This is a genomic window from Serratia sp. CY47280 (assembly GCF_052168655.1).
Taxonomy (GTDB): domain Bacteria; phylum Pseudomonadota; class Gammaproteobacteria; order Enterobacterales; family Enterobacteriaceae; genus Serratia; species Serratia bockelmannii.
In genome coordinates this window covers 1-23,629 of record NZ_JBJNMG010000007.1, presented here as the reverse complement: position 1 = coordinate 23,629, position 23,629 = coordinate 1, and the positions used below count along the sequence as shown (strand labels likewise).

General features: G+C 62.2%; 17 protein-coding genes, 1 tRNA gene and 2 rRNA genes. 6 read left to right on the top strand and 14 right to left on the bottom strand.

All coding sequences use genetic code 11. The features are described 5' to 3' along the window. Positions 1 to 28: 28 nt before the first annotated feature. From ACJ8J4_RS20955 to ACJ8J4_RS20930, 6 genes are all read right to left on the bottom strand, one after another. Complete coding sequence (locus tag ACJ8J4_RS20955; RefSeq protein ID WP_016930295.1) at positions 29 to 1,678, bottom strand: Na/Pi cotransporter family protein; 1,650 nt, start codon at positions 1,676 to 1,678, stop codon at positions 29 to 31. Between the two features lie 207 nt (positions 1,679 to 1,885). Beyond that, entirely contained in the window at positions 1,886 to 2,878 is a 993-nt protein-coding gene (locus tag ACJ8J4_RS20950) for an ABC transporter ATP-binding protein (protein ID WP_197836093.1), read from the bottom strand. Between the two features lie 4 nt (positions 2,879 to 2,882). Then, the gene (locus tag ACJ8J4_RS20945) at positions 2,883 to 3,668 is read right to left on the bottom strand and encodes an ABC transporter permease (RefSeq protein ID WP_025304475.1); all 786 of its coding nucleotides are present in this window, start codon (positions 3,666 to 3,668) and stop codon (positions 2,883 to 2,885) included. Between the two features lie 17 nt (positions 3,669 to 3,685). After that, on the bottom strand, positions 3,686 to 4,531 hold the full coding sequence (locus ACJ8J4_RS20940; RefSeq protein ID WP_016930298.1) for an ABC transporter permease: 846 nt from the start codon (positions 4,529 to 4,531) through the stop codon (positions 3,686 to 3,688). Then, positions 4,528 to 5,337 carry an alkaline phosphatase family protein gene (locus ACJ8J4_RS20935; RefSeq protein ID WP_043139627.1) on the bottom strand — a complete coding sequence of 270 codons (810 nt, stop codon included), beginning with the start codon at positions 5,335 to 5,337 and terminating at the stop codon, positions 4,528 to 4,530. Before ACJ8J4_RS20935 ends, ACJ8J4_RS20940 begins: the two co-directional genes overlap by 4 nt. An 11-nt stretch (positions 5,338 to 5,348) precedes the next feature. Further along, positions 5,349 to 6,410 (bottom strand): ABC transporter substrate-binding protein, encoded by a 1,062-nt coding sequence (locus tag ACJ8J4_RS20930; RefSeq protein WP_004936660.1) that lies wholly within the window; start codon positions 6,408 to 6,410, stop codon positions 5,349 to 5,351. A gap of 193 nt (positions 6,411 to 6,603) precedes the next feature. Here ACJ8J4_RS20930 and ACJ8J4_RS20925 point away from each other — a divergent pair, with 193 nt between their 5' ends. Continuing rightward, positions 6,604 to 7,314 carry a UTRA domain-containing protein gene (locus ACJ8J4_RS20925; RefSeq protein WP_042785476.1) on the top strand — a complete coding sequence of 237 codons (711 nt, stop codon included), beginning with the start codon at positions 6,604 to 6,606 and terminating at the stop codon, positions 7,312 to 7,314. Positions 7,315 to 7,352: 38 nt separating this feature from the next. Here ACJ8J4_RS20925 and metH read toward each other — a convergent pair whose 3' ends face one another. Beyond that, positions 7,353 to 11,048 (bottom strand): methionine synthase, encoded by a 3,696-nt coding sequence (gene metH / locus ACJ8J4_RS20920; RefSeq protein WP_152561303.1) that lies wholly within the window; start codon positions 11,046 to 11,048, stop codon positions 7,353 to 7,355. Positions 11,049 to 11,244: 196 nt separating this feature from the next. Between metH and iclR the strand changes: the two genes are divergently transcribed. The 5 genes from iclR (at position 11,245) to ACJ8J4_RS20895 (ending at position 16,810) form a co-directional block, all read left to right on the top strand. Continuing rightward, entirely contained in the window at positions 11,245 to 12,075 is an 831-nt protein-coding gene (gene iclR / locus ACJ8J4_RS20915) for a glyoxylate bypass operon transcriptional repressor IclR (protein WP_043139619.1), read from the top strand. 252 nt (positions 12,076 to 12,327) lie between these two features. Next, on the top strand, positions 12,328 to 12,867 hold the full coding sequence (gntK, locus tag ACJ8J4_RS20910) for a gluconokinase (protein WP_004936645.1): 540 nt from the start codon (positions 12,328 to 12,330) through the stop codon (positions 12,865 to 12,867). Further along, positions 12,864 to 14,201, top strand: a complete 1,338-nt coding sequence (gene gntU / locus ACJ8J4_RS20905; RefSeq protein WP_043139712.1) for a gluconate transporter — start codon at positions 12,864 to 12,866, stop codon at positions 14,199 to 14,201. Before gntK ends, gntU begins: the two co-directional genes overlap by 4 nt. A 98-nt stretch (positions 14,202 to 14,299) precedes the next feature. Then, positions 14,300 to 16,114 (top strand): phosphogluconate dehydratase, encoded by a 1,815-nt coding sequence (edd, locus tag ACJ8J4_RS20900; protein WP_043139616.1) that lies wholly within the window; start codon positions 14,300 to 14,302, stop codon positions 16,112 to 16,114. 54 nt (positions 16,115 to 16,168) lie between these two features. Further along, the gene (locus tag ACJ8J4_RS20895) at positions 16,169 to 16,810 is read left to right on the top strand and encodes a bifunctional 4-hydroxy-2-oxoglutarate aldolase/2-dehydro-3-deoxy-phosphogluconate aldolase (RefSeq protein ID WP_025304481.1); all 642 of its coding nucleotides are present in this window, start codon (positions 16,169 to 16,171) and stop codon (positions 16,808 to 16,810) included. Position 16,811: 1 nt separating this feature from the next. Here ACJ8J4_RS20895 and aceK read toward each other — a convergent pair whose 3' ends face one another. From aceK to rrf (ACJ8J4_RS20860), 7 genes are all read right to left on the bottom strand, one after another. Continuing rightward, positions 16,812 to 18,566, bottom strand: coding sequence for a bifunctional isocitrate dehydrogenase kinase/phosphatase (gene aceK / locus ACJ8J4_RS20890; RefSeq protein WP_043139613.1), 1,755 nt, complete (start codon positions 18,564 to 18,566; stop codon positions 16,812 to 16,814). Positions 18,567 to 18,635: 69 nt separating this feature from the next. Beyond that, positions 18,636 to 19,943, bottom strand: coding sequence for an isocitrate lyase (gene aceA, locus ACJ8J4_RS20885; RefSeq protein ID WP_025304483.1), 1,308 nt, complete (start codon positions 19,941 to 19,943; stop codon positions 18,636 to 18,638). Between the two features lie 41 nt (positions 19,944 to 19,984). After that, complete coding sequence (aceB, locus tag ACJ8J4_RS20880; RefSeq protein WP_042785479.1) at positions 19,985 to 21,583, bottom strand: malate synthase A; 1,599 nt, start codon at positions 21,581 to 21,583, stop codon at positions 19,985 to 19,987. Positions 21,584 to 21,957: 374 nt separating this feature from the next. Beyond that, complete coding sequence (gene metA, locus ACJ8J4_RS20875; protein WP_043139603.1) at positions 21,958 to 22,887, bottom strand: homoserine O-acetyltransferase MetA; 930 nt, start codon at positions 22,885 to 22,887, stop codon at positions 21,958 to 21,960. Between the two features lie 379 nt (positions 22,888 to 23,266). Continuing rightward, positions 23,267 to 23,382 (bottom strand): 5S ribosomal RNA (gene rrf / locus ACJ8J4_RS20870). Between the two features lie 45 nt (positions 23,383 to 23,427). Further along, a tRNA-Thr gene (locus ACJ8J4_RS20865) sits at positions 23,428 to 23,503 on the bottom strand. A gap of 14 nt (positions 23,504 to 23,517) precedes the next feature. Further along, positions 23,518 to 23,629 (bottom strand): 5S ribosomal RNA (gene rrf / locus ACJ8J4_RS20860); the annotation flags it as partial.

Genomic DNA, 23,629 nt, shown 5'->3' with positions numbered 1-23,629 from the left:
GCCCCCGGTTAAAACCGGGGGCGTTTTTTTACAGCGTGCTCGGGGTGTCTTCCCAGTCGCGATCGTCGTCCTTGGCATCCTGATCCAACACGTTGTAAGCCACCGCGCAGAACAGCGAGTTCAGGCGCTTCATGTCCCCCAACAATCCCAAATGCAACGAACTGGTCTCGATGCTCTGCACGTTTTGCTGGTGCAAACGATCGACGTGCGCGTGCGCGTAGCGGCGATCCAGAATGCGGAAGCGGTGCTTGGAACGGCGCAGGCGTTTGGCGCTGGTGACGTCGCCGGACAGGAACACCGACAGCCCCAGGCGCAGGTTGCCGATCAGCCGTTCGTGCAGCCCGTCCAGCTCCGCCAACCCTTCCGCCGAGAAGGCGCGGCGCGCGGCGTGCGACTTGGCGCCCACGTCGCCGGCCATGCGCTCGATGATGTCGCCCGCCTGTTCCAGGTTGAGCGCCATTTCGATGATCTCCGCCCAGCGGCGCGAGTCTTCCTCGCCCAGATCTTCCTTCTGGATCTGCGCCAGATACAGCTTGATGGCGGTGTACAGCACGTCGACGTCATCGTCGAGGCGCCGCACCTCTTTATCGACCCCCTGCTTACCGTGCAGCACTTCACGTTGCAGGATCATCATGTGTTCCACCACGTCGCCCATGCGCAGCGTTTCACGCGCCGCATTGGCCAGCGCCAGCGTCGGCGTATCCAGCGCGCTGGCGTCCAGATGGCGCGGCCGCATGCGCGGATCGTCAGCCGCTTCGTCGACGATCAGCCGCTCGCACAGCGTCGCCATCGGCCCGGCCAGTGGGATCATCACCAGGCAGCGGATCAGGTTGTAGAACACGTGGAAATAGATCACCAGCTCTTCGCTGCCGCCCGGCAGCTGAGCCATCAAATCCGCCAGATAGGAGACGAACGGCAGCACCAGTATGCAGCCCACCAGCTTGAACAGCAGGCTGCCGAGCGCTACGCGCCGCCCGGCGGCGTTCTGCCCGCTGGCGTTGATCATCGCCAGCAGGCCGCTGCCGAGGTTGGCGCCGATCACCAGACAGAGCGCCACCTTCAGCGAAATCACGCCGGTGGCGGTCAGGGTGGCGGTCAGCAGCACCGCCGCCAGGCTGGAATAGCTGACGATGGCGAACAGCGCGCCGGTCAGGGCGTCCAGCATCACGTCGCCGGTCAGCGACGAGAACAGCACTTTCACCCCGGCCGCCTGGGTGATCGGCGTGGCGGCGGCGACGATCAGCTCCAGCGCCAGCACGATCAGCCCAAGGCCGATCAGGACGCGTCCGATCTGGCCGATCCGCATTTGCTTGCGGCTGAGGAACAGGAAGACGCCGACCAGGATCAGCAGCGGCGACAGCCAGGAAAGATCGAAGGTCAGCACGCGCGCCATCAGCGCGGTGCCGACGTCGGCGCCCAGCATGATCACCAGCGCAGGCGCCAGCCCCACCAGCCCCTGCGCGACGAAAGAGGTCACCAGCAGCGCGGTGGCGTTGCTGCTTTGCACCAGCGCGGTCACGCCGATGCCGGAAACGAACGCCAGCGGTTTTTTCTCAACGCTGTCGCTCAACACGCGCCGCAGATTGGCGCCGTAAACCCGCATGATCCCGGTGCGCACGATGTGGGTGCCCCACACCAACAGCGCCACGGACGAAAGCAGGTGAAGAAGGGTCAGCACGGAAGATACGCTCCATTAACGCCCGGCCAAAGGAGGCTGATACCCGATGCTTGTCACGCGACGCAGAGAGGCGAGCCAAAGGATGACGGGTACAGTGCGCGGTCCCGCCTGCCGGGCGTGGGTCTGGCAGGACAGCGGGCGGGCGGCAGACCGCAGAAGAGAAGGGTTAATGCGGCGGCGGGAAGGCCCCGGCGCCGCGCTGCGAAGTCATGCAACTTCCCGCAATACAACAGGTTCCAAGTGTAGCCCAATTTCCGCGCCGTCGGGCCGCAGGTCGGCCACCGAACGGTTGAGCACGTCAACCAGCAATTCTACCTCGCAAACCTGAATCCGATACCGTACCACATTCCCGAGCAAACTGTGACCCAGGATCACCCCGCCGATCCCCTGTCCGGCCGGCAACAGGCCGATCGACTCGGGGCGGATCGCCACCTTGCCGACATAGCTGCGCCCGGTCAAGCGGCCGGCCTGTTCGGCGCTCAGCAGGTTGTAGTTGCCGATAAAACCGGCGGCGAAGGCATCCGCCGGCTGGGTATACAGGGTTTCCGCATCGCCGCTCTGCACGATCTGCCCCTTGTTCATCAGCACGATGCGATCCGACAAGGTCAGCGCCTCTTCCTGATCGTGGGTGACGAAGATCGCCGTCAGGTTCAGCTCGCGCTGAATGCGCCGGATCTGCTCGCGCAGGTGTTTGCGAATACGCGCATCCAGCGCCGACAGCGGTTCGTCGAGCAGCAGCAGACGCGGGCGAGTGACCAGCGATCGCGCCAGCGCCACGCGCTGACACTGGCCGCCCGACAGCTGATGCGGATAGCGCTTCGCCAGATCGCTCAGCTCCACCAGCGCCAGCACCTCCTGCACCCGCTGGCCGATCTGCCCGGCCGCCAGCTTCTGCATTTTCAGGCCGAATGCCACGTTGCCTTCCACCGTCATATTGGGGAACAGCGCATAACTTTGGAACACCATGCCGATGCCGCGCTTTTGCGGCGCCAGCGATACCAGATCCTGGCCCTGCAATAAAATTTGCCCGCTGTCGACCGGTGTCAGGCCGGCCAGGCAGCGCAGCAGCGTCGATTTGCCGCAGCCGCTCGGCCCCAGCAGGGTGACGAACTCCCCCTCTTCGGCGGTGAAATCGATATCCTGAAACACCTGGGTCTGGCCATAGTGTTTGTTCAGGCGGGTGACGTTGAGATAAGCCATCGGGTTAGCCCTTGTTTTTATTCAGCAAGTTCGCCAGCCAGGTGACGAGCAGCACCACGGCGAAATAGGAGATGACCAGCGCGCTGGTGAAATGCCCGCTGCCGTTGCGCATATTAAACAGGTAGACCTGCAGCGTTTCATACTGGCTGCCTACCAGCAGGTTGGCGAACACGAACTCGCCGATCAGGAACGAGAACGACAGCAGCACGGCAATTGTTCCGCCCTTGCGCAGGTTCGGCAGCACCACCCACAGCGCCGCCTGCCAAGTGCTGGCGCCGAGCAGGTGCGCGGCGTCCATCAGATCGCGCAGGTTGATCGCCTGCATGTTGTTGCTGATGGCGCGGTAGATAAACGGCAGCGCGATGGTGAAATAGCAGCCCACCAAAATCCAGGGGGTGCCGAGCAGCGGCAGCGGATCGGCGGCGAACAGCTGCATCAGCCCCACCGCCGACACCACCGGCGGCACGGCGAACGGCAGCAGGATCAGCACGTTCATCACCGCGTCCAGTTTGGGAAAGTAGTAAGCGATCACAAACATCGCCGGCAGGATCACCACCACCGACAGCAGCAGCGTGCCGAAGCAGATCAGCAGCGAGTGCCACAGCGCCTGCAAAAAGCGCGGGTCGCTCCACAGCGCCGTCAGCCACTTCAGGGTAAAACCGTCCGGTAAAATGGTGGCGCCCCACTGGGTGGCCAGCGCATAAATCAGCGTCGCCGCCAGCGGCAGCAGCAGGATCAGCAGCAGCAGGCCGGTCACCGTGCGGTGATAGAGGCGTTCAGCACGCGACATGCGCATTCTCCATCCGATTATGAGCGCGCATTGAGGTAGCTCCTGCGCAGCATCCATTGGTGGATTACCGTGATAAACGCCATCATCACCACCAGCAGCATCGCCAGCGCGCTGGCCAGGTTCGGATCGAGGGAGATGTCCCCCGCCACCAACGCCGAGATGCGGATCGGGATCACGTTGAAGTTGCCGGTGGTCAGCGCGTACACCGTGGCGTAGGCGCCCAGCGCGTTGGCCAGCAGGATGACGAAGGTGCCCATCAGCGCCGGCGCCAGCACCGGCAGGCCGATATGCCGCCAGTAGCGCCAGGGGCCGGCGCCGAGCAGCGCCGCCGACTCACGCCAATCGGCGCGCAGCGCATCGAACGCCGGATACAGCAACAGCACGCCCAACGGGATCTGGAAGTAGGTATACAGCACGATCAGGCCGCTCTTCGAATAGAGGTTGAAGCTCTCCATCAAACCGTATTTGCGCAGCAGCAGCGTCAGGCAGCCGTTCAACCCCAACAGAATGACGAAGGCGAACGCCAGCGGCACCCCGGCGAAGTTGCTGGTCATGTTGGTGAACGACATCACGAAGTCATGAAAGCGGGTCTGGCCGAGCTGGCGAAGTGAGTAACTGCCCACTAATGCAATCAGCAAGCCGTAGACGCTCGACCACAGCGAGATCTCCAGCGAGAACTGAAAGGCCTGCAGGTAGAACGGCGACGTGAGGATATCGACATAGTTGCCCCATCCCCAGCCGCTGCTCTCGCTGAAAAAGCTGTGAACCGCGATCCACACCAGCGGGGCGATCTGAAACGCGCCGAACAGCACGATAAACGGCAGCAGGCACAGTGCGGCGATCCATTTGGTTTTGCTGTTCATCGCGCATCCTGCGCCAGCAGCGCCCGGCAGCGCGGCTTGTCATGCGCCGCCTGCAGCAGATCGCAGATCGTGCCGCACAGCTCGGTTTGCTGCGGATCGGCGTCGTCCAGGCTGAAGCCCGCGCCGAACACGAACAGCGGCACCTGGCGCTCTTCCGGCAACACCCCGCCGTGGCTGCGATCGTCGTTCATGCCGTGGTCGGCGGTGACCAGCACCTGATAACCGGCCGCCAGCCACTCGGGCAGGTAGCGCGACAGCGAGCCGTCGGCGCGCCGCGCCGCGTTGCGGTACTGCGGCGAAGAGAGGCCGAAGCGGTGCCCGGCGTCGTCGATGTTCATCGGGTGGATCAGCAGGAAATCCGGCTGATGACGCTGGCGCAGGCTTTCGGCGTCGTCGAACAGATGGCTATCGGGATAGCCGTCGTCGTAATAGAAATGGCCGTGCTGAATCGGCAGCTCGGGAGCGTCGGTGTGGCGGTCGCGCGCGGCGTCGAACGGCGTGCGGTTATACAATTCGCTGAACCAATGATACGCGGCGGCGGCGGTGGTCAGCCCGGCGGCGCGCGCGTAATGAAACACGCTTTGTTGATGAGAAAGGCGCGAGACGTGGTTGTGCACCACGCCGCTCTCCACCGGCGTGACGCCGGTGAGGATGCATTCATACAGCGGCCGGGAGAGCGAGGGCAACTCGCTCTCCAGCAGGTACAACCGCCCGCGTCCCGCCGCACATTCGGCCTGCAGATACCCCATGGCGTCATGCGCCACCCGGTAGTTGAGGCCGTCCAGCAGCACGAGGATCGTTTTCATGGTGCGTTAACTCACTGCTGCATAAACATAATGACGTTTTCCTGCCACAGGCGCGGCAGCGCTTTGGCGCTCTGTTCCCAGGCCGCCGGATCGGCGATCGGGTGCGCATTCTTGTACTGCTCGGCCGGCAGCAGCTTGGCCTTGACGTCGTCCGGCAGCGTCAGATGTTCGGCGCGGATCGGGCGGGCATAGCCGCGCGCCAGGTTGATCTGGCCGGCGTCGGAGAAGATGTATTCGCGCGCCAGCTTGGCGGCGTTCGGGTGCTTGGCGTATTTGTTGATGATGGTGGTGTAGCCGGAGGTGATCGAGCCGTCCGACGGGATCAGCACTTCAAAGCGGGTTTTGTCGATCTGATCGCGGTAGTTCAGGCCGTTGAAGTCCCACACCACGCCAACCTGCACTTCCCCTTTCTCCAGCGATGCGATCACCGGGTTACTCAGGCTCAGGCGGCCGGCCTTGGCCAGCTTGCCGAAGAATTCCAGGCCCGGCTTGAGGTTTTTCTCGTTGCCGCCCATGGCGTAGGTGGCGGCCAGCACGCCGCTGGCCGCCTGCGACGCGGTGCCGACGTCGCCGATGGTGACCTGATAGCTGCCCTTGAGCAGATCGGCCCAGCTGTGCGGGATGTCTTTCACCTGCTGTTTATTGATGATAAAGGCGATGGTGCCGGTGTAAGCCAGCGCCCAGTGGCCGTCTTTGTCTTTCGCCCAGTCCGGCACCTGATCCCAGGTAGAGGGTTTGTAGGGCTGCGTTACGCCCTTCTGCACCGCCACCGGGCCAAAGGCCGCGCCGACGTCACCGATGTCCGCCGTAGCGTTGTTCTTTTCCGCATCGAATTTGGCGATCTCCTGCGCGGAGCTCATGTCGGTATCGACATGCTTCAGGCCGTACTTGCTCAACAGATCTTGCCAGGTGCCTTTCCAGTTGGCCCAGCTGTCCGGCATGCCGACGCTGTTGACTTCGCCTTCTTTCTTCGCGGCCTGCTCCAGCGCCGCCAGATCGGTATCCGCGGCCCAGCTCATCTGGCTGGATAACACGATGGCACTGGTTAACACAGAAGCGCACAAACGTTTCATAACTGATGCTCCAGGTGGTAGTGTGGGGATGGCTGGACTAGTCCAGCAAGGACCAAACCAATCTAACGGACGAATGTGATAATTATATGTCAGCTTAAAAAAGCGACAGTTTTATCACCCATTGCAACGGCGAAAACGCGACGCTGGTCTACCTTAAGGAAGGCCAAACGCACTGAAACGGGACACCCGCTGTATGAGTGAAGCACCGACGACCGTCGCCACCATCTGCCAAACGCTGAGCGCCCGCATCACCGCCGGCGAGTTCGCCGTGGACGGCAAGCTGCCCTCCGAACGCGCCCTGAGCGAGCAATTCGCCACCACCCGCATTACCTTGCAGGAGGCGCTCGGCCAGTTGGAGGCGCAGGGCGTCATCTACCGCCAGGTGCGGCGCGGCTGGTTCATCTCGCCGCCACGTTTGATCTACAACCCGCTGCAGCGCAGCCATTTTCACGCCATGGCGCAGCAGCAGGGGCGCGCCGCGCATACCGAAGCGATCGACAGCGCGGTTGTCACACTCGACGCGCCGCTGGCCGGCCGTCTGGCGCTGCCTCCCGGCGCGCAGGCCTATCGCATTCGCCGGCTGCGCTACATCGACGGACGTGCGGTGCTGTACTGCGAGCACTACCTCAATCCGGCCTATTTCCCCGGCATTCTGGACGAAGATCTGACCCAGTCGCTGACCGCGCTGTACGCCGCGCGCTACGGCATTCACTACGGGCGGGTGCGTTTCGACATGCTGCCCACCCTGCTGCCGCAGCAGGCCGCCGCCATGCTGAAGGTGACCTACGGCAGCCCGGCGCTGTTCATTACGCGGGTGAATCGCGATCAGCACGACAGAGTGATCGATTGCGACCTGGAATATTGGCGGTACGACGCGCTGCACATCGACGTGGAAGCGCTGTAAATGACAAGGGCGCATCGCTGCGCCCTTGAAGAGGAAAGTCAGTCGGCGTCGTAGCCGAGGTTTGGCGCCAGCCAGCGCTCGACCTCGCTCACGCTCATCCCTTTACGCGCCGCGTAGTCTTCCACCTGATCGCGCTGGATCTGCGCCACCGCGAAGTACTTGCTCTCAGGATGGCTGAAGTACCAGCCGGATACCGCCGCTCCCGGCCACATAGCGAAGGACTCCGTCAGTTCCATGCCGGTGTGGCGGTTGACGTCCAGCAGCTGCCAGATGGTCGCTTTTTCGGTGTGCTCCGGGCAGGCCGGGTAGCCCGGCGCCGGCCGGATGCCCTGATAGTTCTCGCGGATCAGTTCCTCGTTGCTCAGGCTCTCGTCGGCGGCATAGCCCCAGTGCAACTTGCGCACCTGCTCATGCAGGTATTCGGCGAAGGCCTCCGCCAAACGATCCGCCAACGCCTTGACCATGATTTTGTTGTAATCGTCGTGCTGCGCGTCGTACGCCGCCGCCAGCGCGTCTTCCTCCAGCCCGCCGGTCACCGCGAAGGCGCCGAAGTAGTCGGCCTTGCCGCTGCTTTTCGGCGCCACGAAGTCCGCCAGGCAGTAGTTCGGGAAGTCGGTTTTTTCCGTCTGCTGACGCAGATGGCGGCTCACCGCCAGCACCTCGCCGCGCCGTTCGTCGCGGTACACTTCCACGTCGTCGCCGACGCGGTTGGCCGGGAACAGGCCGTAAACGCCACGCGGGTTGAGGCTGCGCTCGGCGGCCAGCCGATCCAGCATCTGATTGGCGTCGTGGAACAGGCGCTTGGCCTCTTCCCCCACCACCTCATCCTCCAGGATGCGCGGGTATTTGCCCGCCAGCGACCAGGTCATGAAGAACGGCGTCCAGTCGATGTAGTGGCGCAGCGTCTCGATGCCGGCCGCCACCGGAAACACGCCGAGCTGCCGCGGCGCCGGCGGCTGATAATCTACCCAGTCCAGCGCCATGGCGTTGGCGCGCGCCTTCTGCAAATCGACCGGCGGCGTGCGCGGTTTTTTGCGCGCGTGCTGGATGCGCACCGTTTCATATTCTTTGCGGGTGCGCGCCACAAACTCGTCGCGCTGGGTGGCGGACAGCAGTGCCGACACCACGCCCACGGTGCGCGAGGCGTTCTGCACGTAGGTGGTCGGGCCGCTGTAGTTCTGCTCGATTTTCACCGCGGTGTGCGCCTTGGAGGTGGTGGCGCCGCCGATCAGCAGCGGCAGCGTAAAGCCCTGGCGCTCCATCTCTTTGGCCACGTTGACCATCTCGTCGAGCGACGGCGTGATCAGCCCCGACAGGCCGATGATGTCGACGTTCTCCTCGCGCGCGGTGCGCAGGATTTTCTCCGTCGGTACCATCACGCCAAGATCGACGATTTCATAATTGTTGCACTGCAGCACCACGCCGACGATGTTCTTGCCGATGTCGTGCACGTCGCCCTTCACCGTCGCCAACAGGATTTTCCCCGCGGAGGTGCCTTGCTGCTTGCTGGCCTCGATGTACGGTTCCAGGTAGGCCACCGCCTGCTTCATCACGCGGGCGGATTTCACCACCTGCGGCAGGAACATCTTGCCCTCGCCAAACAGATCGCCGACCACGTTCATCCCGGCCATCAGCGGCCCTTCGATCACTTCGATTGGGCGTTCGGCCTGCTGCCGCGCTTCTTCGGTGTCCAGCTCGATAAACTCGGTGATGCCCTTCACCAGCGAGTATTCCAGCCGCTTCTCCACCGGCCAGCCGCGCCACTCCGCCTGCTGCACCGCCGCTTCGCCGTCTTTGCTGCCGCGGTACTTTTCCGCCAGCTCCAGCAGGCGTTCGGTGCCGTCCTCGCGACGGTTGAGGATCACGTCTTCTACCGCCTCGCGCAGCTCAGTAGGCAGATCGTCGTAAATCGCCAACTGCCCGGCGTTGACGATGCCCATGTCCATGCCGTTGCGAATGGCGTGATACAGGAACACCGCATGGATCGCTTCACGCACCGGATCGTTGCCGCGGAACGAGAACGACACGTTGGACACCCCGCCGGAGATCATCGCGTGCGGCAGGTGGGTTTTGATGTCGGCGCAGGCTTCGATAAAGTCGACGGCGTAGTTGTTGTGCTCTTCGATGCCGGTGGCGACGGCGAAGATGTTCGGGTCGAAAATGATGTCTTCCGGCGGGAAGCCAACGCGTTCGGTCAAAATTTTATAGGCGCGGCGGCAGATCTCGAACTTGCGCTCGCGGGTGTCCGCCTGGCCCACTTCGTCGAACGCCATCACCACCACCGCGGCGCCGTAGCGGCGCACCAGTTTGGCGTGATGGATAAAGGCTTCTTCGCCCTCCTTCATCGAGATCGAGTTGACGATGCCCTTGCCCTGAATGCACTTCAGGCCTTTCTCGATAACGGACCACTTGGAGGAGTCGATCATGATCGGCACCCGAGCGATATCCGGCTCGCCGGCGATCAGGTTGAGGAAGCGCACCATCGCCGCTTCGGCTTCGAGCATCCCCTCGTCCATGTTGATGTCGATGATCTGCGCGCCGCTCTCGACCTGCTGACGCGCCACGTCGAGCGCCTCGTTGTATTTCTCTTCTTTGATCAGGCGCTTGAAGCGCGCCGAACCGGTGACGTTGGTGCGCTCGCCGACGTTGACGAACAGGGTGTTGGCGTCGATGGTCAGCGGCTCCAGACCGGCCAGGCGGCAGGCGACCGGGAGCTCCGGCAGCCGGCGCGGCGGCACGCCCTCGACCGCCTTGGCCATCGCGGCGATATGTTCCGGCGTGGTGCCGCAGCATCCGCCGATGATATTGAGAAAGCCGGCCTGCGCCCACTCCCCGACCTGGCGCGCCATCTCGGCCGCATCCAGATCGTATTCGCCGAAGGCGTTCGGCAAACCGGCGTTCGGGTGCGCGGTGACGTAGGTCTCCGAGATGCGCGCCAGCTCGGCGACGTACTGGCGCAGCTCGTCCGGGCCCAGGGCGCAGTTCAGGCCGAAGGTCAGCGGCTTGACGTGGCGCAGCGAATTGTAAAACGCTTCGGTGGTCTGGCCGGACAGGGTGCGGCCGGAGGCGTCGGTGATGGTGCCGGAAATCATGATCGGCAGTTCCACCCCCAGCGCTTCGAATTCGGTTTCCACCGCAAAAGCAGCGGCCTTGGCGTTCAGGGTGTCGAAGATGGTTTCGATCATGATCAGATCGACGCCGCCTTCCACCAGCGCGCGAGTCGATTCGCGGTAAGCCGCCACCAGTTCATCGAACGAGATGTTGCGGAACGCCGGATCGTTGACGTTCGGCGAGATGGACGCAGTGCGGTTGGTCGGCCCCAACACCCCGGCGACGTAGCGCGGTTTTTCCGGCGTGCGCGCCGTCCATTCGTCGGCGCAGGCGCGCGCCAGACAGGCGGCCTGATAGTTAATCTCGGCGGACAGCGACTCCATGTGGTAGTCGGCCATGGCGATGGAGGTGGAGTTGAAGGTATTGGTCTCAAGGATATCGGCGCCCGCCTCAAGATAGGCGTAATGAATGGCGGTGATCACTTCCGGCTTGGTCAGCACCAGCAGATCGTTATTGCCTTTCAGATCGCTGCGCCAGTCGGCGAAACGCTCACCGCGGAAATCGCGCTCATCCAGACGGTAGCTCTGGATCATGGTGCCCATGCCGCCGTCCAACACCAAAATGCGCTGCGCTAACTGGCGGCGCAGTTGTTCTACTCGATTCGTCACTGTAACCCCTTCCATTGCCATCCAGCCCATTGCTCAACTGCCGCAAAAACCAACGAGTCATCCTAGCACAGCTTGTAAGGACAAAGGGCCAGGCGACAATTGAGAGTTTTTCAGGTTGTGCGCCAACACCTCCGATGAGCTGACGGCGGCTTGCAATTCATCGACAAAAAACGAAAATGAATTCCATCATACGGAAAAAGGAATCTCACCCATGGCCACCCCTGCTCCCGCCAAGCGCGGCAAGAAGCCCCGCGCAGCAGCCCCCGCCGCCAGTGCGGCGACCGGTCAGGTACAATCGTTGACCCGTGGCCTGAAACTGTTGGAATACATTTCGGAAGCCCAGGGCAACGTGGCGCTGACCGATCTGGCCCAGCAGGCCGGCCTGCCGAACTCCACCACTCACCGCCTGCTCACCACCATGCAGCAGCAGGGATTCGTGCGCCAGGTCGGCGATCTCGGCCTGTGGACCATCGGCTCGCACGCCTTTGTGGTCGGCAGCAGCTTCCTGCAAAGCCGCAACCTGCTGGCGATGGTGCATCCGACTCTGCGCCACCTGATGGAGGAGTCCGGCGAAACCGTCAACCTGGCGGTGCTGGATACCAGCGAGTACCAGGCGATCATCATCGATCAGGTGCAGTGCACGGCGCTGATGCGCATGTCGGCGCCGATCGGCGGCAAACTGCCGATGCACGCCTCCGGCGCCGGCAAAGCGTTCCTCGCCACCCTGCCGGACGATCAGGTGACCAAACTGCTGCACAAGAAAGGCATGCACACCTACACGCCGCATACCCTGACGCCACACAACCTGAAAGAGGGGCTGGCGCAGATCCGCAAACAGGGCTTCTCCTTTGACGACGAAGAGCACGCGCTCGGCCTGCGCTGCGTGGCGGCCTGCATCTTCGACGAGCACCGCGAAGCCTTCGCCGCCATTTCCATCTCCGGCCCGGTGTCGCGCATCACCGACGATCGCGTGATCGAGCTGGGCGCGCTGGTGATCCACGCGGCGAAAGAGATCAGCCTGGCCTACGGCGGCGTGCGCTAATCCCGCCCATCCGAGGGGCGCCCCAGCGCGCCCCTGCTCCCCTGCCATGCTCTGTTGTCAGCATGTAACAGGCTGTCGGCATCCTGTTTAGCGCACAGGCAAAAAGCTTGAAGCCGATCACAGTTAACGATCCTCACGGCGAAAGCCCATTGCAACCGCTCAAACTTCCTTCGACAATGTTACCGATAACATGTTACCGGTAACAATCAGACTGAACGAAGGTAACGTCACCCGGTGTTTTGGAGCCAAACCATGACCAACAATCAAAATCGCATTTACGTCGTTATGGGCGTTTCCGGCAGCGGCAAGTCCGCCGTCGCCGCCGCCGCGGCCCGCCAACTCTCCGCCGGCTTCCTCGACGGCGACTTCCTGCACCCGCGCAGCAATATCCTGAAGATGGCCGCCGGCGAGGCGTTGAACGACGACGATCGCGCGCCGTGGCTGGCCGCGCTCAACGACGCCGCCTTCGCCATGCAGCGCACCAACAACGTGTCGATCATCGTCTGTTCGGCGTTGAAAAAGCAGTATCGCGACCGCCTGCGCGCCGGCAACGGCAACCTGTCATTCATCTATCTGCACGGTGAGTTCCCGGTGATCGAATCCCGCCTGGCGGCGCGCAACGGCCACTTCTTCAAGCCGCAGATGCTGGTCACCCAGTTCGCCGCGCTGGAGCAACCGGGCGCCGACGAGAACGACGTGATGGCGATCGACATCAATCAGCCGCTGGACGCGGTGATCGCCGATACCGTGCGCCATATCCAGAGCTTCCTGCCGCAGGACGTGTGCGCGTGAGTACCGTAACGCTGGTCGGTACCGCAGTCGGCTCGGTTTTACTGCTGTTATTCCTGGTGATGAAAGCGCGCATGCACGCCTTCGTCGCGCTGATGCTGGTGTCCATCGCCGCCGGCATTTTCTCCGGCATGCCGCTGGAACACATCGCCGACACCATGCAAAAAGGCATGGGCGACACGCTGGGCTTCCTGGCGATCGTGGTGGCGCTCGGGGCGATGTTCGGCAAGATCCTGCATGAGGTCGGCGCGCTCGATCAAATTGCGGCGCAATTGCTGAAACGATTCGGACAAAGCAAGGCGCACTACGCGCTCGGCATCGCCGGCCTGATCTGCGCGCTGCCGCTGTTCTTCGACGTGGCGGTGGTGCTGCTGATCGGCATCGTGTTCGCCGTGGCGCGCCGCACCGACGGCAATATCGTCAAGCTGGCCATCCCGCTGTTCGCCGGTGTGGCCGCTGCCGCCTCCTTCCTGCTGCCGGGGCCGGTGCCGATGCTGCTGGCATCGCAGATGAAGGCCGATTTCGGCTGGATGATCGCCATCGGCCTGGTGGCGGCCGTGCTCGGCATGCTGATCGCCGGCCCGCTTTACGGCAGCTTTATCAGCCGCTTCGTCAACTGGCCAATGCCGCCGGAAGAGAACGAGCCGACGCTGACCAAGGGCAATCTGCCGTCGTTCGGCTTCAGCCTGGCGCTGGTGCTGTGCCCGCTGGTACTGGTCGGCATGAAGACTATCGGCGCGCGGCTGGTCACTCCCGGCTCGCAGCTGCAGCAGTGGCTGGAGTTTATCGGTCACCCGTTCACCGCCATTCTGCTGGCCTGCCTGATCGTGATTTACGGTCTGGCGAAACCGCGCGGCATGAGCAACGAACAGACCCTGGCCATCTGCTCCGCCGCGGTGCAGCCGGCCGGGATCATCCTGCTGATGACCGGCGCCGGCGGGGTGTTCAAGCAGATCCTGGTGGATTCCGGTGTAGGGCCGGCGCTCGGTGACGCCATGATCGGCGCCGGCCTGCCCATCGCCGTGGCCGCTTTTGCGTTGTCCGCCATGGTGCGGGTGATCCAGGGCTCGGCCACCGTCGCCTGCCTGACCACCGTCGGTCTGGTGCTGCCGGTCACCAGCCAGCTCGGGCTGAACGGCGGGCAGTTGGCCGCGCTGGCCATCTGCATCGCCGGTGGCTCCATCGTGCTGAGCCACGTCAACGACGCCGGTTTCTGGCTGTTCGGCAAATTCACCGGCGCCAACGAACTGCAAACGCTGAAAACCTGGACGGTGATGGAAACCCTTCTGGGCAGCGTCGGCGGCGCCATCGGCATGATTGCATTCACGATGTTTTAAATCCTGAATCGCCCCCGGCCTTGCACACCAGGGCTGCAAATCACCCCCGGGGGCACCGCCACAGGCGGCGACTATAACAACAGCAATGTGAGGAAGGCATGATTAATCCAACCTTGTCCCGTGTCACACAGCGCATCATCGACCGTTCCCAGGCCAGCCGCGCCGCCTATCTGGCGCGTATCGAGGCGGCCCGCGCCCAAACCGTCCACCGCGCGCAGCTCGCCTGCGGCAACCTGGCCCACGGCTTCGCCGCCTGTCAGCCTGATGACAAGGCGTCGCTGAAAAACATGGTGCGCAGCGATATCGCCATCATCACCGCCTATAACGACATGCTGTCGGCCCACCAGCCGTACGAACACTACCCGCAGCGGCTGAAGCAGGCGCTGAAAGCGGTCGGCGCCGTGGGCCAGGTGGCCGGCGGCGTGCCGGCGATGTGCGACGGCGTGACGCAGGGGCAGGACGGCATGGAGCTGTCGCTGATGAGCCGTGACGTGATCGCCATGTCGGCCGCCGTCGGCCTGTCGCACAATATGTTCGACGGCGCGCTGTTCCTCGGCATCTGCGACAAGATCGTGCCGGGGCTGGTGATGGCCGCCCTCTCCTTCGGCCACCTGCCCGCGCTGTTCGTGCCGGCCGGCCCGATGAGCAGCGGCCTGCCGAACAAGGAAAAAGTGCGCGTGCGCCAGCTGTACGCCGAGGGCAAGGCCGACCGTTTGGCGCTGCTGGAGGCCGAGGCGGCCTCTTATCACGGCATCGGCACCTGCACCTTCTATGGCACCGCCAACACCAACCAGATGGTGATGGAAGTGATGGGTCTGCATCTGCCGGGCGCCTCCTTCGTCCATCCGGACACGCCGCTGCGCGACGCGCTGAACGACGCCGCCGCGCGCCAGGTGACCCGACTGACCGATACCGCCGGCAACTACCTGCCGATCGGCTGCCTGGTGGACGAGAAAGTGGTGGTGAACGGCATCGTCTCGCTGCTGGCCACCGGCGGCTCCACCAACCTGACCATGCATCTGGTGGCGATGGCGCGGGCGGCGGGCATCATCATCACCTGGGACGATTTCTCGGAGCTGTCGGAGGCGGTGCCGCTGCTGTGCCGCATCTACCCGAACGGCCCGGCCGACATCAACCAATTCCAGGCCGCCGGCGGCGTGCCGCTGGTGGTGCGCGAGCTGCTGCAACACGGCCTGCTGCACGAAGACGTGCACACCGTGGCCGGTTTCGGCCTGCACCGCTACACCCAGGAACCGTGGCTGGACAACGGCCAATTGGTATGGCGCGAAGGCGTGGCCGGCTCGCTCGACGCCAGCGTGATCGCCAGCGTGGCCCAGCCGTTCGAACATCATGGCGGCACCAAAGTGATGGCCGGCAATCTGGGCCGCGCGGTGATGAAAACCTCGGCGGTGCCCGCCGATAACCAGATCATCGAAGCGCCGGCGGTGGTGTTCGACAGCCAGCACGATATCGTGCCGGCGTTCGAAGCCGGCAAGCTGGATCGCGATTGCGTGGTGGTGGTGCGCTTCCAGGGGCCGCAGGCCAACGGCATGCCGGAGCTGCACAAGCTGATGCCGCCGCTGGGTGTGCTGATGGATCGCGGTTTCAAAGTGGCGCTGGTGACCGACGGCCGCCTGTCCGGCGCCTCCGGCAAGGTGCCTTCCGCCATCCACGTCACCCCGGAAGCCTATAGCGGCGGCCTGCTGGCGAAAGTGCGCGACGGCGATCCGATCCGCGTCAACGGCCGCAGCGGCGAGCTGCAGGTGCTGGTCGACGCCGACGAGCTGGCGCGGCGCACGCCATGCCAACCCGATCTGAGCGCGGAACACATCGGCTGCGGCCGCGAGCTGTTCGGCGCGCTGCGCAGCCAGCTGTCAGGCGCCGAGCAGGGCGCCTGCTGCATCAAATTTTAATCGATAGCCTGGCCGCATCGCCGCCTGGCGGCGGCCACAGAGGAGAACGTCAGCATGAACAAGTGGACAACAAGCGCCGAGCAGATCCTGACGGCGGGGCCGGTGGTGCCGGTCATCGTGATCAACAAGCTGGAACATGCGGTGCCGTTGGCGAAAGCGCTGGTCGCCGGCGGCGTGCGGGTGCTGGAGGTGACGCTGCGCACCGCCTGCGCCATGGACGCCATTCGCGCCATCGCCCAAGAGGTGCCGGAAGCGATCATCGGCGCCGGTACGGTGATCAATCCGCAGCAGCTGCGGGAAGTGACCGAGGCCGGCGCGCAGTTCGCCATCAGCCCAGGATTGACCGACGAGCTGCTCAAGGCGGCCACCGCCGGGTCCATTCCGCTGATTCCGGGCATCAGCACCGTTTCCGAACTGATGCAGGGCATGGATTACGGCCTGCGCGAATTTAAATTCTTCCCGGCGGAAGCCAACGGCGGCGTAAAAGCGCTGCAGGCGATCGGCGGCCCGTTCCCGCAGGTGCGTTTCTGCCCGACCGGCGGCATCTCGCCGGACAATTACCGCAGCTATCTGGCGCTGAAAAGCGTGCTGTGCATCGGCGGCTCCTGGCTGGTGCCGGCGGACGCACTCGAAAGCGGCGACTACGCGCGCATTACCGAACTGGCGCGCGCCGCCGTCGCGGGCGCCCAGGCCTGATTTACATCGCAGCGGTGGCGGCCGGCAGCGCCGCCCCGCTGCGCTGGCTGAACCGCTGCTTCTTGCGATAAGCAAATACGTCTTCCACATGCCCTTCGCGGATGCGCTGCTGCAACCCGCGCCAATACTCCGCGGTAAACAGATCGCTGTGCAACTCTTCAAACACCTGCCGAATGCGCCGATCGCCGCACAGGAAGTGGCGGAACTCTTCCGGGAACACATCGTTGGGCGCGATGCTGTACCACGGCTCGCTGGCCAGCTCGTCCTCCGGATAACGCGGCGGCGGAATGTCGCGGAAGTTGACCTCGGTCATGTAGCAAATTTCGTCGTAGTCGTAGAACACCACCCGCCCGTGGCGCGTCACGCCGAAGTTCTTGAACAGCATATCGCCGGGGAAAATATTGGCGGCGGCCAACTGCTTGATCGCGTTGCCGTACTCTTCAATCGCATCGCGCATTTGCTGGTCGTTGGCCTGCTCCAGATACAGGTTCAGCGGCGTCATGCGCCGTTCCATATACAGGTGTTTGATCACGATGCGATCGCCGAGATCTTCCAGCTTGTCCGGCACTTCGCGCCGAAGCTCCGCCAACAGCTCAGGGCTGAGACGCGCCTTGTCGACGACGAAATTCTCGTACTCCTGGGTATCCGCCATGCGCCCGACGCGATCGTGCTCTTTCACCAGCTGATAGCAAGCCATCACCTGCGCCTGCGTCACCTCTTTTTGCGGGGCGAATTCGTCTTTGATCACTTTAAACACCCGATCGAAGGATGGCAGGGTGAACACCAGCATCACCATGCCCTTCACCCCCGGTGCGATGATAAATTGCTCCTGCGACTGCGCCATAAAGGTCAGGTATTCGCGATAGCATTCGGTTTTGCCGTGTTTTTGGCAGCCGATCGCCATGTACAGCTCGGCGGTGGTTTTGCCCGGCAGGATCTCGCGCAGCCACTCCACCATCGCCGCCGGCAGCGGCGCGTAGACCATGAAATAAGAGCGGGCGAAGCCGAAGACAATGCTGGCCTCGGCCTTGCCGGTCAGGCAGGCATCGATAAACAGCGCGCCCGACTCGCTGTGGTGGATCGGGAGCAAGAACGGATAAACACCGTCGGCCAGGCGCAGCTTGCCGACCAGCCAGGCGGCCTTGTTGCGATAGAACAGTTCGTTGGCTATCTGGAAGGTTGCGCCCGCCAGCTGCGGTGCGCTGAAGGCGCGTTGCAGCGCCTGAGTGATGTCGCGAATATCGCGTGCCAAGTCCTCCCACGGCAGCCGCAGCGGCAGATCGCTCAGCACGCTGCGCAGCATCGCCGGCAGATCGCCATTGGGGGTAAAATCGCGCGCCAGCGGACGCGGTATGTCGCGAAAGCGCCGTTCCGGCTGCGAACTGAAGACGAACAGCTTGTCCGGCGTCAGATCGCGGTGCTTGAACAGCCGGCAATAGACCGAGTTAAAGAAGCTTTCGGCGATCTCGAAACGCGGATAGTCCGGCAGCAGGTCGATATAAACCGCTTTAACCCGGCTGGGGAAGTCGGCATCGAAGTATTTCTGCCCGGTGATGCATTTGAGCTGCTCCACCACCAGGCCGACGTGATGGTCATACAGATGGATGCGCTTTTTCATCGCCTGCTGCACCGCCGGCCAGTCCGCCTGCTCGAAGCGCTGCTGCGCGCCGGCGGTCACTTCCAGAAAGCGGCCGTACTGCGCATCGAAGCCCTGCAGGATCGTCTGTGCGATCAACAACTCCAGTTTTGCCGCCATCCTTACCCCCGCCAGAAAAAGAAGCCTGCGCATGCAGGCTCCGGGTGAAACGTCTTCAAGCTTGCCGCATCAGAACTGCTGTTCTTCCGTCGAACCGGTCAGCGCGGTGACCGAAGAGGCGCCGCCCTGAATGACGGTGGTGACCTTGTCGAAGTAGCCGGTACCCACCTCCTGCTGGTGCGACGCGAAGGTGTAACCGCGATCCACCGCGGCGAACTCCGCCTGCTGCACCTTCTCGACGTAGTGTTTCATCCCCTCGCCCTGCGCATAGGCGTGCGCCAGGTCGAACATGTTGAACCACATGCTGTGGATGCCCGCCAGCGTGATGAACTGATACTTGTAGCCCATGTCCGACAGCGCCTGCTGGAAGCGGGCGATGGTCTGGTCGTCGAGGTTCTTCTTCCAGTTGAACGATGGCGAGCAGTTGTAGGCCAACAGCTTGCCTGGATATTTGGCGTGGATGGCGTCGGCGAAGCGCTGGGCGGCATCCAGATCCGGCGTTGAGGTTTCGCACCACACCATATCGGCGTAAGGGGCATAGGCCAGGCCGCGGCTGATCGCCTGTTCGACGCCGGCATGGGTGCGGAAGAAGCCTTCCGCCGTACGCTCGCCAGTGACGAAGGCGCTGTCATACGGATCGCAGTCAGAGGTCAGCAGGTCGGCCGCATCGGCGTCGGTACGGGCGATCACCAGCGTCGGCACGCCGAGCACGTCGGCCGCCAGGCGCGCGGCGACCAGTTTCTGGATCGCTTCTTGCGTCGGCACCAGCACTTTGCCGCCCATATGGCCGCATTTCTTCACCGCCGCCAGCTGATCTTCGAAGTGCACCCCGGCGGCGCCGGCGGTAATCATCGCTTTCATCAGCTCAAAGGCGTTCAACACGCCGCCGAAGCCGGCTTCCGCATCGGCGACGATCGGCAGGAAATAATCGGTGTACCCTTTGCTGCCCGGCTCAATCTGGTTCGCCCATTGGATCTGATCGGCACGGCGGAAGGTGTTGTTGATGCGCTCGACCACCTTCGGCACCGAGTCCACCGGATACAGCGATTGGTCAGGGTACATGGCCGCCGCGCTGTTGGCGTCGGCCGCCACCTGCCAACCGGACAAGTAGATGGCCTCGACGCCGGCTTTGGCCTGCTGCAGCGCCTGGCCGCCGGTCAGCGCGCCCAGGCAGTTCACGTAGCCTTTGCGCGCCTTGCCGTTCAACAATGCCCACAGTTTGGCGGCGCCGTTTTGCGCCAGGGTGCATTCCGGGTTGACCGAACCGCGCAGGTTGATCACGTCTTCGGCGCTATAGGGGCGGGTAATGCCTTCCCAACGGGCCGATTTCCATTCCTGTTCCAGCTGCTGGATCTGTTGAGAGCGAGAGGTAGACATAATTTTTATCCTTTCAGTCATGTAGGGTTGATTGGGAAAATTCAGGCCAGCAGCTCATAGCCGGGCAGCGTCAGGAAATCGATTAATTCATCTTGCGTGGTGATGCGCTCCATCAGGCGCGCCGCCTCTTCGAACCGGCCGGCGTTAAAGCGCGCTTCCCCTACTTCTTCACGCACCACCAACATCTCTTCTTGCAGCATCTGGCGGAACAGCGCCTTGGTGACCGGGCGCCCGTCGTTCAGGCTCTTCTCGTGGTGGATCCACTGCCAGATAGACGTGCGGGAGATCTCCGCCGTCGCCGCATCCTCCATCAAACCGTAAATCGGTACGCAGCCGTTGCCGGAGATCCAGGCTTCAATGTACTGCACCGCCACGCGGATATTGGCGCGCATCCCCGCTTCGGTGCGTTCGCCGTCGCACGGTTCCAGCAGCTGTGCGGCGCTGATCGGCGCATCCTGCTCACGCAGCACGTCCAGCTGGTTTTGACGATCGCCCAATGCGTTGCCGAACACCTCCATCACCGTGTCCGCCAAGCCCGGGTGCGCCACCCAGGTGCCGTCGTGGCCATTGTTGGCTTCCAGCTCTTTGTCCGCCCGCACCTTGTTCAGCACCCAGGCATTTTTCTCGGCGTCTTTGCTCGGGATAAACGCCGCCATGCCGCCCATGGCGAACGCGCCGCGCTTATGACAGGTTTTGATCAACAGGCGCGAATAGGCGCTGAGGAAAGGTTTTTCCATGGTTACCGACTGACGATCCGGCAGCACGCGATCGCCGTGGTTCTTCAGCGTTTTGATGTAGCTGAAGATGTAATCCCAGCGGCCGCAGTTCAGACCGACGATGTGATCGCGCAGGTGATACAGGATCTCGTCCATCTGGAACACCGCCGGCAGAGTTTCGATCAGCACGGTCGCCTTGATGGTGCCGCGCGGCAGATCGAAACGATCCTCGGTAAAGCTGAAGACATCGCTCCACCAGGCCGCTTCCTCCCAGGACTGGGTTTTCGGCAGGTAGAAATACGGGCCGCTGCCCTTGGCCAACAGCTGGCGATAGTTGTGGTAGAAGTACAGCGCGAAATCGAACAGGCCGCCGGGGATGGCTTCATCACGCCACAGTACGTGCTTCTCCGGCAGGTGCAAGCCGCGCACGCGAGCGATCAACACCGCCGGATTCGGTTTCAGCTGGTAGATCTTGCCGGCTTCATTGGTGTAGGAGATGGTGCCGTTAACCGCATCGTGCAGGTTGATTTGACCGTCGATGACTTTGTCCCAGCTTGGCGCCAGCGAGTCTTCGAAGTCCGCCATAAACACTTTTACGTTGGCGTTCAACGCATTGATCACCATCTTGCGCTCGACCGGCCCGGTGATCTCTACCCGGCGATCGCGCAGGTCTTGCGGAATGCCGCGGATCTGCCAATTTCCTTCACGAATGGAATTGGTTTCCGAAATAAACCCAGGCAATTCGCCGCGATCGATATTTTGTTGCCAGCGGGCACGCGCCGCCAACAGCTCATTGCGACGCGGCGTGAATTTCCCCACCAGTTCCGCCAGAAATTCAACCGCTTCATCCGTTAACACCTGGCGCTCCGCAGCGGCGAAACCCTGCGTAAACCTTAACTCCGTGCCTGCTATCTGTTGCGTCATGACCTTGCTCCTTCCCATCGTTGCGCCCGAGCGACCGGCGCATTTTCATCAGAAATCACTGTGGATCAGGGCGGATGGAACGATCCTAAACTGGTCAGATCTCATCCCGATAGCGTTAAGAATACCCAACAAAAAATAAAAATCAAAAACCATTTCCATTTTATTATTAAATATTTTATTAACACTTTATTATCAATTGGTTAGGATAAACAACACGGTCAACAGGTAAGGAAATCGGTTCCAATAAAATTGCAAAGACGGACTAACGCGTTGTTAAGCAATGGTTTTTTGGGAGAATTGACGAGTAAAAAGAAGATCGTGCAGAGGGTGAGCAGTGCGGCGGCCTCGATTCAGCCGCCGGCAGGCAGAAAAGATCAGTCGAGCGTCGGATTCATATGGCGCAGATCGTAAGGTGTGATCTGGTAGACGTAATAGTTGAGCCAGTTGGAAAACAGGAGGTGACCATGGCTGCGCCAGGTGGCTTTCGGTGTCAGTGCGGGGTTGTCATCGGGGAAATAGTTGAGCGGTACGGCAGGATCGAGGCCGGCATCGTTGTCGCGACAATACTCTCCTGCCAGGGTCAACGTATCGTATTCCGGATGGCCGGTGACGAACGCCAGGCGCTTATCCCTGCTGGCGAATAGGTAGGCTCCGGCCTGTTCGGATTCGGCCAGGATGTCCAAGTCGGTATATTGGCGAATCACCTCGGTCGGGAAATCGGCATAGCGCGAATGCGGCGCCAGGAAGCTTTCGTCGAAGCCGCGCGTCAGCAACGCATGCTGCTGCAGCGTTTGGTGCGGATAAACGCCCGAGAGCTTCACCTCGCGCGTCATCTTGGGAATGCCGTACAGAATATTCAACGCCGCCTGTACCGCCCAGCACACGAACAGCGTGGAGGTAACGTGGTTCTTAGCCCAGTCGATCACGCGCTCGATCTGCGGCCAGTAGGCAACATCGCAGAAATCGACCAACCCCAGCGGCGCGCCGGTGACGATCAAACCATCGAAGTTCTCGTTCTGGATATCCTCGAAGTCACAATAGAAGTTATTCAGATGCTCGGCCGGCGTGTTCTTCGATTCGCGGCTATCGATACGCAGCAGCTGGATATCAATCTGCAGCGGCGAGTTGGACAGCAGGCGCAAAAACTGGTTTTCCGTTTCGATCTTCTTTGGCATCAGGTTGAGGATCAGCACTTTCAGCGGCCTGATTTCCTGTGTTTTTGCCCGCGAGGATGTCATCACGAAGACATTCTCACCGCGCAAGAAATTGACCGCAGGTAACTCATCAGGAACACGAATCGGCATTGCTTAACCCTCACACATCCATTTATACGTTTAGACTTCTAGATGCCCGAAGATAGCGTTTTTTTCCGTCGATGTCGAGCATTCGGCGGAAAGGTGAAAATGTTTCATTGCACGAGCGGCGCCAGGGTATGGCAGGGGGATGAAAGGCGCTGAAAGCAAAAAGGCCATCCTTTCGGATGGCCTCTTGGCTTATTTGGTGCTTGGCAGTGTCCTACAGTATTCGTCTCATCCTGAGACTCTCCCCTGCGGGGCCGCCGCAAGCGGCGTTAAGGCCCGTTCCCGACGGGCCTTTCGCATGCCCATGTTCGAGCAGAACACCAAATAACAGACAAAACAAAAAGCCCCATGCTTTCGCATGAGGCTTGTTGTTTTATTTGATGCTTGGCAGTGTCCTACTCTCGCATGGGGAGACCCCACACTACCATCGGCGCTACGGCGTTTCACTTCTGAGTTCGGCATGGGGTCAGGTGGGACCACCGCGCTATTGCCGCCAAGCAAATTCTTTTTTCTGCCGAACTTCTAAACCCACTTTAAATAAAGTGGTGCTGATACCCAGAGTCGAACTGGGGACCTCACCCTTACCAAGGGTGCGCTCTACCAACTGAGCCATATCAGCACGCTTAATTTGATGCCTGGCAGTGTCCTACTCTCGCATGGGGAGACCCCACACTACCATCGGCGCTACGGCGTTTCACTTCTGAGTTCGGCATGGGGTCAGGTGGGACCACCGCGCTATTGCCGC